Consider the following 13,241-nt stretch of genomic DNA (forward strand, 5'->3'; position numbering starts at 1 on the left):
ATCTGAAATTTAAAATTGTTAATCCGCTATCAAAAATCCTATTTCTCCCCTTCCCATTCCACATAAAACTGCGAAATGAAACCTTCCATATAGCGGTGTCTTACCTTTGCAATTTGTTTTCCGGTTTCGGTATTCATTTTATCTTTTAAGAGCAATAACTTTTCATAAAAATGATTGATTGTCGGAGAATCGCTATTCTTGTATTCTTCCTTCGTCATCTTAGTGTTTGGCGCTATTTTAGGGTCATAGAGCGTTCTATTTTTAAATCCGCCGTAATTGAATGCTCTTGCAATTCCAATCGCACCAATAGCGTCTAATCGATCTGCATCCTGAACAACATCCAGTTCAATTGAAGAGAATTTCTTTTCGAAATTACCGCCTTTATAGGAAATGTTAGTAATGATATTCACCACATGAGCGATGGTCACTTCGGCAACAGTTTCTGATTCCAGGAATTCACGAGCTATTTTTGGGCCAATAGTTTCATCTCCGTTATGGAATTTACTGTCTGCAATATCATGAAGCAAGGCACCAAGTTGCACAACTGTCGTGTCACAAGCTTCGTTTTTAGAAATCAAAATAGCATTTCGATACACTCTTTCGATATGAAACCAGTCGTGGCCACCTTCGGCATTTTCTAGTTTTGTTTTTACAAAAAGAATTGTTTTACTAATTAAATCGGGGTTGTTCATTGTTATATTTTGTAAAAAAAATGTTGATTTTCAAAGACTACCTTCAAAAATCAACATTCCTTATTCTTAAATCAAAAATTTATAGTCTGGCCGGTTCTACCCATTTGAAAATATGTGACTCTTGAGGAATCACTAATCTTTCCGATATTTTTGCCATTCTTCCCGGTAATTTCATCAAATAATCACGCGCTTTCTCTGCTTCATCAGTCAAACCAGAAATCTTGTCAATTTCCCATTTGTCGATTAATTTCTGCATGATATCAACATAATCCGCTGCTGTATAAACCCCAATTCTTTGCGCCGAATCAGAAAACTGTTCGAAAGCAGTGCTTATTTTTTCACCGGATTCTCTCAAGAAATGCGCTGGCATAACAATTTTTGCTTTCATCATATATTGAAAAGCAAGCATCATTTCGCTAGGGTCAACCTGAAAAATTCGAGTTACAAATTCACTGTACGCATGGTGATGACGCATTTCGTCACCAGCAATCATTTTGCACATTTTAGACAATTTGTTATCTCCATATTTCTTAGCCATTTGAGCTACTCTGTTGTGAGAAACATAAGTTGCCAACTCTTGAAAACTGGTATATACAAAGTTTTTATAAGGATCTCTTCCGGTTCCAATATCAAAACCATCGTTGATAAGGTGTTGCGTTGTCATTTCTACTTCACGCATGTTGACACGACCTGACAGATACAAATATTTACTTAGCAAATCACCGTGACGATTTTCCTCTCCAGTCCACTGTCTAATCCATTTAGACCAACCGTTACGTTCTACATTATCAATTCCTTCTACGTCCATTAACCAGGATTCGTATGTAGGTAATGCTTCCTCTGTAATAGTATCCCCTACTAAAGTCACCCAGAAATCATATGGTAATTCTTTTGCAATTTCACGTAATTCTTTGACCTCATCAAAAAAAGTATCGCTTTGAGAATTAGGCAAAAAATCTGTTGGTTGCCATATTTTTTCTACTGGAATTAGATACTGATCGACAAAGCTATCTACGTTTTTTTCTAAAAACTGCATTACTTCTAATCGAATGTTTTTTATTGACATTATATATAAATTAAATTTTTATTCCTTGAACAACTGCTGTTTCTGTTTTTTCCATTAATTCAGCAAAATTATAATCTTTAACCGCTAATGGTTTGTGTACGACAAAGGTAAGATGATTTCCTAAACCTAAAGGAAAAAATCCGTATTTAACCATTTTCCAAGAATTGTTTATGCTTATTGGAACCACGTATGCCGATGGTGCATATTTACACAAAATTTTCAATCCGCTTTGAGCAAACTCTTTTGGTTTCCCTGTTATACTTCTTGTTCCTTCCGGAAAAATAACTGCCGTACGGTTGTATTTTTCTATATATTCCGACAATCCTTTAATGGCTGGAATGGCTTGTTTAGGGTCTTTTCTATCAATAAGAACAGAACCCCCATGACGTAAATTAAAAGATACACTCGGAATACCGCTTCCTAGTTCTTTCTTACTAACAAATTTACAATGAAATCGGCGGAAAAACCAAATCATAGCAATAATATCGTACATACTTTGATGATTGGAAACAAAAATCAAAGGAACATCTTTAGGAATGCTTTCTATATTTTCAAATTTATAGGTTGTTCCTAAAAGATTCGTACATTTTAATAAGAAAAAATTCAGGTAATCGACACTTATTTTGTGGGCTTGATAGCCAAAAACATGGAAGCAAACCCACTGAATTGGGTGAAAAATAACCAAGGTAAGACCAAAACATAAATAATAAATTATGGATATGGGATACGAAATTAGTTTTTGCATGCTTTAAAAATTTGCCACAAAAGTAAGAAATATATTTTTAGCCCGATTTAAATCGGAAACAATATACAGGCTCAGCGTTTAATCGTAACTTTGCCCGTCTAAATCTATGTCTTTTTTCTATTAAAATGAACTTCACTTACCCAAAAAACGAAAAATTAAAAAGTAAAATAACCATTGAATTATTGTTTTCTGAAGGGAAATCAGTATCCAAATATCCGTTGCGATTGGTTTATTACTCCGATGCTTTGGGTAATCCTGAATCCCGTCCCGAAGCGTCGGGATCGGGGACAGAAGAAAAAATTAAAATGGGCGTTTCGGTTTCTAAAAAACATTTTAAAAAAGCCGTGGACCGCAATTATTTTAAACGTGTGCTTCGCGAAACCTATCGTCTCAACAAACATTTATTGATTGATAATCTGGATCAACCTCATGCTTTTATGTTTTTTTACCAAAGTAAGGACCGATTAAGTTATGAAGAAATCAATACCAAAACCATACAACTGTTTGAGAAGTTTATTGCTCAAAACAGTAAAAAGCCTTTACCAGAAAGCGACCCAAATTTATAAAATAAATAATTCCAATTTTACTAAATACCGTAGAATTGCGTTTACACTTTATCCCGTATAATTATTGGTGATTTATTCTTAATTTAGTAATCTCAAATTTAGTCCAAAAAGCCATGAATTCTTTTTTCCAAAAAAAAATCATAATTCCTATTGTCGCTTCGGCATTTCTATATGTTGGCGTGAGTTTCAAAGACGATTTTTTTGAAATCGCCAAACAAATAGAGATTTTCACCACCCTTTTCAAGGAATTGAACAAGAACTATGTTGATGAAACCAATCCTGGCGACTTAATGGACAAAGCTATTAAAGGCATGTTAGCCAGTTTAGATCCGTATACTGTTTATTTTAATGAGCAAGATGTGGTCAGTTTTAAAATAAACAATACTGGAGAATATACTGGAATAGGCGCTTTACTTACCCGAAAAGACGGTAAACTCATCGTAAAAGAGCAATACAAAAACTTTCCGGCTGATAAAGCGGGACTTAGAGCCGGTGATGAAATTACCCAAGTAGGAGATATTCTCTTATCTAATTTTAGAGATGACGCCTCCGAATTATTCAAAGGTGCAAAAAACACTAAAATAGACATCAAATACATCCGTCAGGGAAAACCTTATACTACCCAAATTGTCCGTGACGAAGTGGAGATAAAATCGGTTCCTTTCTTTGGTAAAATAGATGCTGAAACCGGTTATATCGTTTTATCCCATTTTAACAACAAAGCCTCTGTAGAAACCAAAATGGCATTGGAACAGCTAAAAAACGAAGGTGCTAAGAGAATTGTTTTGGACTTAAGAGGCAATCCCGGAGGACTTTTGGGTGAAGCAGTAAATATTTGCAATCTCTTTGTTCCAAAAAATGAAATTATAGTAACTACAAAATCAAAGATTGAAAAATACAACAACACCTACAAAACAACAAAAGAACCTATTGACACTGAAATTCCCTTGATCATTATTGTAAATGGAAAAAGTGCCTCGGCTTCAGAAATTGTTTCGGGAGCTTTGCAGGATTTAGATCGTGCCGTGGTTTTAGGAAGCCGAAGTTTTGGAAAAGGATTGGTGCAAAGACCTGTTGATTTAACATACGGAACCCAACTAAAAGTGACCATTTCTCGTTATTATACGCCTTCTGGCAGGTGTATTCAAGCGCTGGATTACGCCCATAAAGATAAAAATGGATTGGCCGTAAAAACCGAAGAGAAGAATTATAATGCTTTCAAAACCCGCAAAGGAAGAACGGTTTATGACGGCGGAGGCATTCAGCCCGATGTGGAACTTGACGAAACAAAATTAAGTCCGATAACAAATGCATTGGTCAAAAATGACGGAATTTTTAATTATGTAACGGGTTATTATTACAAGAATCCAACTTTAGGCACTACCATCCCAACGATTTCTGATGCGGATTTCTTAGACTTTAAACAATTTTTAAAAGCACAAAAATTCTCTTTTGACACGGATACGGAGTTGGCATTGAAAAATACTTTGGCTGTAGCCAAAAAAGAAAAAATAGATGGATCCATAACTGCTGAGTACCAACAATTGCTGTCTACTTTGCAAAAAAGCGAAGATGCTTTATTGGATAAAAATCAAAAAGAAATCAAGAATTTAATTTTGGAAGAAATCATTAAACGCTACCAATATCAGGAAGGTTTGTATCAATATTACATAAAAAATAATTCGGAAATTAAGAAAGCCGTAGGTATTTTGAACAATAATGCAGAATATAAATCCATTTTAAAATTGTAATGTATCAATACTTTAAAATAATACTTTTATTGTTTTTTGGACACCTTTCAGCCCAGAAAAAACCAATACAAACTGTATATTTTGATTTTGACAAATTCACTCTTTCTAATCAACAAATTAAAACTATTGTTGATTTTGTAAAAAATTCAGACACCACAAAAATTGAATCTATCCAAATTTACGGCTATTGTGATGACAGAGGTGAAAATGATTATAATTACAAATTATCAGAAAAAAGAGTACGTACCGTTCAAAAAATACTCACTTCCAATGGTTTTAACAGAAACAAGATAGTGGTTATTGAAGGCCGAGGACGTATCATTTTGAAAAAAGACACTATAGTAAACCTAACAGAAACCAGATCTAAAAACCGGCGCGCCGATTTGTTTATTGTCAATAAAAACGGTTTTGGAAAAGGCATTTACAATTCTCTTCAGGAAAAGCATAAAGTTGGCGATCGTATCTATTTAGAAAACGTCCTATTTGCAATAGGAAGCAGTAAACTAACTTTACAATCAAAACAGGAATTGGACAAAACAATAGCCATCTTACAGAAAAACCAATCACTCCAATTTGAAATTAGAGGGCATGTTTGCTGCACTCCTCGCTATTATGAAGATGCGGTCGACAAAGCTACCAAGGAAAGAAAACTTTCATGGAATCGTGCCCGTAATATTTACAGATATCTGCTTTCGAGAAAAATTAATTCCCAACGAATAACTTACAAAGGTTGCGGCAATAAATTTCCTTTGGGAAAAGGAGATGTGCTTGATAGAAGAGTTGAATTTCTCATCACCAAACTATAATTATACTTTCTGCATCTCAATATGCGGAATATCATCTTCTAAATACATTTCGCTAGTTTGCACAAAACCTTGGCTTTCGTAGAATTTTTTCAGGTACAATTGGGCGCCAATAGTGATTTTACTTTCGCCAAAATGAGAAAGAATTCCTGCAATAGCTTCCCGCATCAAGTCATGACCCCATTTTCTGTCGCGGTAATTTGCGGCAACGGTCACTCTTCCGATAGAAGCATTATCAAAACTGATTCCTGCTTTGAAAAGTCGGGCATGAGCCACAATTGCACCTTCAAATTCTCCAAATAGATGCAACGCCAACTTGTCTTTCCCATCAAGATCAAGATAAACACAGTTTTGTTCCACTACAAAGATCTCGCTTCTTAGTTTGAGTATGTCATATAGTTCATGAACAGTAAGCGCCTCAAAAGGCTTTATTTTCCATTCTAATGCCATGGATTGTTTTCTTTTTAATATTAATTTTTAATTTAAAATAATTTAGACATTACCTTTTTTGAATTTCAACTGATTTTATAATGGATTCCAACTCATGCATCAAATCCCGTTTTTCCTTTGACGGAGCATAACACAAACCTTCCAAAACCAAAATCCTATTGTATTCCTTATCTATAACAGCATAATTGATGAAAGGACCCGCCATAAAATCATTCTTTAATTCCCAAGTTCCCTTGGTTTCATAAGCTTCTTTTTCATTAAGAGTAATCTTTGAAAGATAGGGCGCATAAGCTTCCTCAGTAATCATATTCGTATTGGGTTCAGTCCCGCTAATATATAAATTACCTATTGAATCCCGCATTTTTATGATATTCGAAATCAAATTTGACTTTTTAATGGAGTTTAAAGGAACCTGATAAATCAGCAGACTTGTATTTCCACCAACAATTTCCTTCTTCAACCATATGAAATTACTTTTGTGAAGTACATACATATAACCGGAAGGAATCTTTATCGAGATATGGAATTTATTACTGATTAACTGGGGATTGAGTAACGACTGACTATTTATTTTTTGACTTTCGGCTATTTCTCCCTGCTTGATCAATTGAATCATTTGCGGAGCATTTTTTTCTAAACATTCGATAATATCAGCGCCCGTTTTTCCTGAAATATGAAACACATTTTGAGGCAATGCGTATTGGTTTTTCTTTATTTCAAATTTATTTTGCTGTTCTCTCTTTACCACAATAATCGCTCTGGTATCTGTCATAAATCCCTCCAGAAGTTTAACCGGATATTGATTTATGGTAAAAAGTGGTTCTTCCTGTGGCAATCCAATTACAGGTGATGCAAACTTATTTCGAATGCTGTCTCCTATCTCACCATTCCACAACTGATCATCAATAATTACTGAAATTGTATTGATTTTTCCCGTCGTTTTACGATGCAGATTATCGTTCTTCTTTGTACAAGAAAAAAACAAGAACGAAATAAACAGACATAAAAAATGGATTTTATTCATTGATTCGGTAGGCTATAAAATGTTAATTACCAAATAAAGAGAAAAAACGGCAGCTTTTATAGAAAAAAGCAAAAAACTATTTGTGGATTTTTTTTAATTGGATGTTTCTAAAATCAATGGGCGAACCTTCATAATTTAAAGAAATTTTTCCTTCCTTAGAAGATACCTCAACACATTCATTTACTAATTTTCCGTTTAAATATTGCGTGCATTTCCCATTCAATGATCGGATGAGAATCGTATTCCATTCTCCATAAGGGTTCTCATTACTACTAAATTTTGGAGAAACTACACTTGCACCAGCCTCAATCAATTTTCCGTTTACTTTTGCTGTTACATTATCTAAAAAAATAAAATCGCCGGTAGTATTCTCTTTTATTTGAAATTGAATTCCTTTTGGCCAAATGTGATCGGGTGAATTTGAAGGTATGTTGTACATAACACCACTATTTTTTTTCACATCACCTCTATAGAATTCCTTTTCTAAATTCCACCTGAACTCTAAAGTTAACTCAAAATTTTTATACGAACTATTCGTCATTAAATAGCCATTATTCTCTCCATGCATTCTAATCATGCCATCCGTAAACTCATATACTTGTGATGGTGCTATTTTTTCGCTGCTGTTTTTAGTATACCCATACCAGTCATTCATTGACAAACTTTTTTGCTTAACTGCACAAGAACTTAACACAATAAAACAAACAAAAATTATTTTTTTCAACATTATAATACTTTATTTAAAACGGAGAAATTACGCTATTTATTAGCGATTGAAATTAAGAAAATGAAACTTAAACTATACTAGATTATCCGTTTATTTTTAATTTCATTCCGGGTTTAATATGTTCTCCGCGAATATCGTTCCATTTTTTAATATCTGAAATAGTTACTCCAGGATATTTTTGGGCAATACTAAATAAAGAATCCCCTTTTTTTACATAATATTCCGCTGCTTCTTTTTTAGAAACCGAAGCTATATTTTTTTTCTTGAAAGTACTGGACGCAGCTTTATCAGTAGTGATTACAATTTCGTTTTTGGCAACAATCAAAGTAGCTCCTAGAGCAATATTATGGTCTGATAAATTATTCCATTGTTCTAAATCCGTTAAAGTTGCTCCAAACTTCTTAGCGATATTCCCTAGATTGTCGCCTTTTTGAACGACATATTCGATGTCTTTTCGTTCTGGATTAGAAGCCAATTCTTCTTCTTTATTGATTTTAACTTCAGAAGTTGCTACTTTTTGACTTTCAGAAATTGTTTCTGTAGGAACTGTTTCCACTTTTCGTTCTTTCCTAACCGTTCTTATGACACTTTGTTCAGAAATGATTTTTAAACTTTTACCATATGAAACAGCATTGTTTCTCAATTTATTCCATTTTTTAATATCTGAAACAGCGACGTCGTATTTATCGGCAATTTCACTCAGATTATCTCCGCGTTTTACTTTGTAATATTTTGTTTTAGGAAGCGTAATGCGTTCTGTGGTATAATTCATCGTATCACGCACAACAATCGCTTTTGTAATCTGAAATGGTTTTTCACGAAGGTTCAGCTGATGTTCGGCGTAGGCATAAATTCGGTCTTCATTTGAAACAAAAACAGCTATTTTATCCTGTGGCAATCTTAAAAAATGATTTTCATCCTGATAAAACGGAATCACATTTAACTTGTACGATGGATTTAATAACTGCAATTGTGCAACGGGAACATCCAACAAATCGGAAATTTGTTTGAACGACATTTGCTTTTTAATCCGGATTGTATCTGTAGCAAAATGCTTAATAATCGCTCTGTCGGGTTTGATACCGTGTGCAGTATGGTATTCATAAATGTACATTGTTGCTAAAAAAGCAGGAACATATCCCTGCGTTTCTTTCGGAAGATTTTTTCTGATGTTCCAATAATTTTGTTGCCCGCCAGAACGTCTGATCGCCTTGGAAACATTTCCCGGTCCAGAATTATAAGAGGCTAAAACGAGATCCCAATCGCCAAATATTTTGTACATATTAGACATGTATTGTGCCGCAGATTCAGAAGCTTTCAGAGCATCGCTTCGCTCATCAATATAGGAATCAATTTTCAAACCATATTGCTTTCCCGTTTGATACATAAACTGCCAAAGTCCAGTGGCACCCATTTTAGAAACTGCTTTTGGGTTTAACGCGGATTCTACAACGGCTAAATATTTTATTTCTAAAGGAACATTTTGTTTGGCAAGCGCTTCTTCAAAAAGGGGGAAGTAATATTCGGAAATACCCATTAAACGTTCAAAAGATTTCTTTCTGTATTTTAGGAATGATTTGATGATATTTTCCAAACCTTGATTGTACTCAATATTGAAAGGTGATTTTGCATCCATCGCCGCCAGTCTTTCTTTTAAAAGTTCCGTAGGCAATTCATAATCCACTTTTTCATCGATATTGATATTTTTTATATCATCGGTTATATTGTTGTATAAATCCAAGTTGGTCAATTCTTTCATCCACAAGCTATCAACACAAGATGCCATTTCATCTTTTACGAAAGTTTTCTTGATAGAATCTAAATAGGATAATTTTGGTTCTATTTTTATAATATCTTTATTTTCAACGACTTCTTGCGAAAACAAATGCACTGATAACAATAGAAATAACGACAGGGTGGTATTTTTTATATTCATATTTTAATGATCAAAGGCCTATATTTCAAATGATTACATTGGTATTTTTTACAAACATAATAGGTTAAAACTGAAAATTTCTTTAAATATTGTTAAAAATGCAACTTTCAGTTCAATTATGAAGAATTTTCCGTGATTTCATTGTAAGAAATCCTTTTAAAACACAATTCATCAAATTTTAAAATTAAAAAAACCTTAGCGACAAATAGTTCATCGCTAAGGTTTCTTAGTATAATAGATATGGTCTTTTTAATCTGGATTACAGCTTAAAAGACCTTTTTAAATCAATGTATTAGTCCAATATTGCAGCAATTCCTGGCAATACTCTTCCTTCAAGCATTTCAAGCATAGCACCTCCACCGGTTGAAACATAACTCATTTTGTCTTCTAGTCCAAATTGTTTTACAGCTGCTACTGAATCTCCACCACCTACAAGTGAGAACGCTCCGTTTTCAGTTGATTCAGCGATAAAGTTCCCAAGTGCAATTGTTCCGTTAGCAAAACTTTCCATTTCAAAAACTCCTAATGGACCATTCCAAAGAATAGTTTTAGAATCCATAATGACTTTTTTGAAGTTTTCCAATGATTTTGGTCCAGCATCAAGTCCTTGCCATCCATCAGGAATCTCTTTTACGTCAACAATTTGAGTATCGGCAGTATTTGAAAAATCATTTGCTGCAACAACATCAACTGGAATGTGGATTTGAACTCCTTTTTCTTTAGCCAATCTCAAGATTTCCAATGCCAATTCTTGTTTGTCATCTTCACAAATAGAATCTCCAATTTTACCTCCTAATGCTTTCACAAAAGTAAATGTCATTCCACCACCAATAATCATGTGGTCTACTTTATCTAAAATATTCTCGATAACCGTAATTTTAGAAGAAACTTTAGATCCACCAAGAACAGCTGTTACTGGTTTTTCGCTGTTTTTCAAAACTTTGTTCAAGCTTTCGATTTCTTTAGCCAATAATAAACCGAAACATTTTTCAGTTGGGAAAAACTGAGCAATAATTGTAGTCGAAGCGTGTGCTCTGTGTGCTGTTCCAAAAGCGTCGTTTACATAAATGTCTCCAAGTGATGCTAATTCTTTTGCAAAAGCAACGTCTCCAGCTTCTTCTTCGCTATGAAAACGTAAATTTTCTAATAATAAAACTTCTCCAGCTTGTAATTTATCCGCAGCGTTTTTAGCTTCCACACCAACACAGTTTGAAGCAAACTTAACGGGCACTCCTAACACTTCTGAAGTAGTTTTTAGGATGTGTTTCAATGAATATTTTTCTTCAACACCTGATGGTCTGCCTAAATGTGACATCAAAATTACGCTTCCACCTTGAGCAAGAATAGCATCAATTGTAGGTTTTGCCGCTTCGATACGAGTGGCATCTGTTACATTGAAATTTTCATCCAAAGGCACATTAAAATCAACACGTATTATTGCTTTCTTAGTTGCAAAATTAAAATCGTTTAAAGTTTTCATTAAGTATATTTTTAGTTTGTTTTTTTTGAAAGAATAACAAATATAGAACTTTTCAGGAACTAAAAAATAAGAATAGTTTGAAAATTAGGGAAATCCACTAACGAAAACGTTGTAATAGTCTCAAATTACTTGTTTTTTGAAATTAAATTCAAAGAGCATTTGTCACTAAATGGTTCCTTTATGGAATTTCTAAAACGATAAGAAGCGTATTTTTCGGATAATGCTTCCCATTCTAAGGAGTCAATTCCAGATAAACTTAACCCGTCTTTTGATTCCAACAGCCGATTTTCGATTTCAAAAGCACCATTAATTACTAAAACAAAACGCCGTTCGAATTGTTTTTTAGCGAATAAAACCCCTCTTTTCTTGCCTCATACATTCCTATAAAACCAACTGTATTTGAAATTTAGAATAATGGAATTAATTGGTTTTCATTGGTTAAACCAAAATGAAAATGTTGAAAATTACTTTCAGAATCTTGACTTTTGGTATTGAATCCTATTTGTAAATAACTGACATTTTCTTCCTCGTAAGAATTAGTAAGCTCGAAAGACATTCTTTTTTTGGCAGAAATAATTCGAGTCTGTACCACTCCAATAAAACTTTCATTTCCTAAGCTGTCTTTATAAGCAACTCCGCCAAACAGTGGTAAAATAAGCACTGTAGTATTGGCTTCCAAAACCGTTATCATCGAATGTTGGGGCGCTACTATAATTTCATTCAAAAAATGCAAAATCCCGAATGGTTTTCTACTTTCTTCGAAATAATTTCCTGACGAAGTAAATGCATATGGCAACAACATAAATGCCAAACACAAGCGCAAATTCAACGCATAAAGGGAAATATCTTTTTCATGAATACTACTTAACCAATCAGATTTATGATTCTTATGGAAGCATTCAAATTATTGCGGTAAAAACATCGATTGTTGCGATTTCTCTCCCATTTAAAGGAATAGTGCGTATTAAATATAATAAATTGTAACGTTTAAATCAATCTATTTAAAATATTAATCGTGAACCGGACTTTGCGTACAAGGACAGTTGCTGATACCTGCCAGAAAATCAAGTCCTATTGTAACAACATGCGTTCCTGTATTAAAGACTGCCAATTGATTGAGGGTAATCTGGTAGGAATACCCAAAATAAAAATTAGACTTCTTAAAACCCAACATGGGTCCCACATTTAAAGGCTTTAACAGTTGATCATTAAGAAAGCGGTAGGATATTCCAGCCCAGTAATAATCCTCATATTTATTAAAATGCCTGTATTTTATATTCACGTCAGTACTGGAACGTTTATCGCTCGCAAACAATTGATAGTAAACAGAAGGTTCGTATTCTACCCTACTATTAGTAGGACTTTTAAAAACATATCCGGAATAAATTTGATAATTCAAAAGTAAACTTGGCTCTACACCCATGTACTTATCAATATTCTTTGTTAAAATGTTACTTGCATTAAAACTGAAATAAAATGCTTTGTTTCTGTATAAAGCTCCTACATCAAAGTTATTATTTGAATTAGATCTATTGTCTGTAATACTAGGGTCTATAACAGGAATTTCATAAGTAGTGTTAAAATTATTAATGTCTATTCTAAAATTATTAATGTTGTAGGAGATTCCAAAAGACAAGTATTGTTTAGAATAATAATCCAGTATTAAATGATGTGCAAAAGAGATTTTTGCACCCGTTTGTCTGGTATTCCCATTACTGTCATTGTACAAAGACACTCCTACCCCTGAGCGATCCGCAATTCTAAAATCAGCGTAAACGGATTGATTTTCTGGGGCATCTTTTATACCAACCCATTGGGTCAACCCATTAGCCCTAATTTTAAGATTATCTCCAATTCCTGCGAATGTCGGTGATATTACGAAATGATTATCTGCTAAATATTGCGTAAAAACCGGCAAATTTAACTCCTGGCTATAACCTGAAGTTACAGTCAAGAGAAGAAGTGCTATTATTTTTTTCATTGGAATCATTTTAATTTGGG

At 33.7% G+C, this 13,241-nt stretch carries 14 protein-coding genes and 1 pseudogene; 4 read left to right on the forward strand and 11 right to left on the reverse strand.

The window, feature by feature from the left end; all coding sequences use genetic code 11:
- Window positions 1–38: 38 nt before the first annotated feature.
- The 3 genes from ACNQGG_RS00965 to ACNQGG_RS00975 all read right to left on the reverse strand — a co-directional run bounded on the left by ACNQGG_RS00965 (window position 39) and on the right by ACNQGG_RS00975 (window position 2,503).
- A complete protein-coding gene (locus tag ACNQGG_RS00965; RefSeq protein WP_417960658.1) occupies window positions 39–692 on the reverse strand; it encodes an HD domain-containing protein in 654 nt (217 codons plus the stop codon).
- 79 nt (window positions 693–771) lie between these two features.
- Entirely contained in the window at window positions 772–1,758 is a 987-nt protein-coding gene (locus tag ACNQGG_RS00970; RefSeq protein ID WP_417960660.1) for an acyl-ACP desaturase, read from the reverse strand.
- A 10-nt stretch (window positions 1,759–1,768) separates the two neighbouring features.
- Complete coding sequence (locus ACNQGG_RS00975; RefSeq protein ID WP_417960662.1) at window positions 1,769–2,503, reverse strand: lysophospholipid acyltransferase family protein; 735 nt, start codon at window positions 2,501–2,503, stop codon at window positions 1,769–1,771.
- Between the two features lie 125 nt (window positions 2,504–2,628).
- Between ACNQGG_RS00975 and rnpA the strand changes: the two genes are divergently transcribed.
- The 3 genes from rnpA to ACNQGG_RS00990 all read left to right on the forward strand — a co-directional run bounded on the left by rnpA (window position 2,629) and on the right by ACNQGG_RS00990 (window position 5,626).
- Complete coding sequence (gene rnpA / locus ACNQGG_RS00980) at window positions 2,629–3,069, forward strand: ribonuclease P protein component (protein WP_417960664.1); 441 nt, start codon at window positions 2,629–2,631, stop codon at window positions 3,067–3,069.
- 113 nt (window positions 3,070–3,182) lie between these two features.
- A complete protein-coding gene (locus ACNQGG_RS00985; protein WP_417960666.1) occupies window positions 3,183–4,820 on the forward strand; it encodes a S41 family peptidase in 1,638 nt (545 codons plus the stop codon).
- Window positions 4,820–5,626: an OmpA family protein gene (locus ACNQGG_RS00990; RefSeq protein WP_417960668.1), complete on the forward strand. Its 807-nt coding sequence runs from the start codon at window positions 4,820–4,822 to the stop codon at window positions 5,624–5,626. Before ACNQGG_RS00985 ends, ACNQGG_RS00990 begins: the two co-directional genes overlap by 1 nt.
- On the opposite strand, the gene ACNQGG_RS00995 is transcribed toward ACNQGG_RS00990, so the two are convergent.
- The 7 genes and pseudogenes from ACNQGG_RS00995 to ACNQGG_RS01025 all read right to left on the reverse strand — a co-directional run bounded on the left by ACNQGG_RS00995 (window position 5,627) and on the right by ACNQGG_RS01025 (window position 12,051).
- The gene (locus ACNQGG_RS00995) at window positions 5,627–6,073 is read right to left on the reverse strand and encodes a GNAT family N-acetyltransferase (protein ID WP_417960670.1); all 447 of its coding nucleotides are present in this window, start codon (window positions 6,071–6,073) and stop codon (window positions 5,627–5,629) included.
- A gap of 49 nt (window positions 6,074–6,122) precedes the next feature.
- Complete coding sequence (locus tag ACNQGG_RS01000) at window positions 6,123–7,097, reverse strand: DUF4837 family protein (protein WP_417960672.1); 975 nt, start codon at window positions 7,095–7,097, stop codon at window positions 6,123–6,125.
- Between the two features lie 76 nt (window positions 7,098–7,173).
- On the reverse strand, window positions 7,174–7,752 hold the full coding sequence (locus ACNQGG_RS01005) for a 3-keto-disaccharide hydrolase (protein ID WP_417960674.1): 579 nt from the start codon (window positions 7,750–7,752) through the stop codon (window positions 7,174–7,176).
- Window positions 7,753–7,906: 154 nt separating this feature from the next.
- A complete protein-coding gene (locus ACNQGG_RS01010; protein WP_417960676.1) occupies window positions 7,907–9,760 on the reverse strand; it encodes a LysM peptidoglycan-binding domain-containing protein in 1,854 nt (617 codons plus the stop codon).
- A gap of 292 nt (window positions 9,761–10,052) precedes the next feature.
- Window positions 10,053–11,240 carry a phosphoglycerate kinase gene (locus tag ACNQGG_RS01015; RefSeq protein WP_417960678.1) on the reverse strand — a complete coding sequence of 396 codons (1,188 nt, stop codon included), beginning with the start codon at window positions 11,238–11,240 and terminating at the stop codon, window positions 10,053–10,055.
- A gap of 125 nt (window positions 11,241–11,365) precedes the next feature.
- A pseudogene (locus ACNQGG_RS01020) lies at window positions 11,366–11,557 on the reverse strand (hypothetical protein); the annotation flags it as partial.
- Between the two features lie 89 nt (window positions 11,558–11,646).
- Window positions 11,647–12,051, reverse strand: coding sequence for a cupin domain-containing protein (locus tag ACNQGG_RS01025; protein WP_417960680.1), 405 nt, complete (start codon window positions 12,049–12,051; stop codon window positions 11,647–11,649).
- Here ACNQGG_RS01025 and ACNQGG_RS01030 point away from each other — a divergent pair.
- Entirely contained in the window at window positions 12,045–12,224 is a 180-nt protein-coding gene (locus tag ACNQGG_RS01030) for a hypothetical protein (RefSeq protein ID WP_417960682.1), read from the forward strand. The genes ACNQGG_RS01025 and ACNQGG_RS01030 overlap by 7 nt on opposite strands.
- Window positions 12,225–12,249: 25 nt before the next feature.
- On the opposite strand, the gene ACNQGG_RS01035 is transcribed toward ACNQGG_RS01030, so the two are convergent.
- Window positions 12,250–13,221: a PorP/SprF family type IX secretion system membrane protein gene (locus tag ACNQGG_RS01035; RefSeq protein ID WP_417960684.1), complete on the reverse strand. Its 972-nt coding sequence runs from the start codon at window positions 13,219–13,221 to the stop codon at window positions 12,250–12,252.
- Window positions 13,222–13,241 lie beyond the last annotated feature (20 nt).

The sequence above is a fragment of the Flavobacterium esculini genome (assembly GCF_048284325.1).
In the GTDB taxonomy this organism is placed as follows: domain Bacteria; phylum Bacteroidota; class Bacteroidia; order Flavobacteriales; family Flavobacteriaceae; genus Flavobacterium.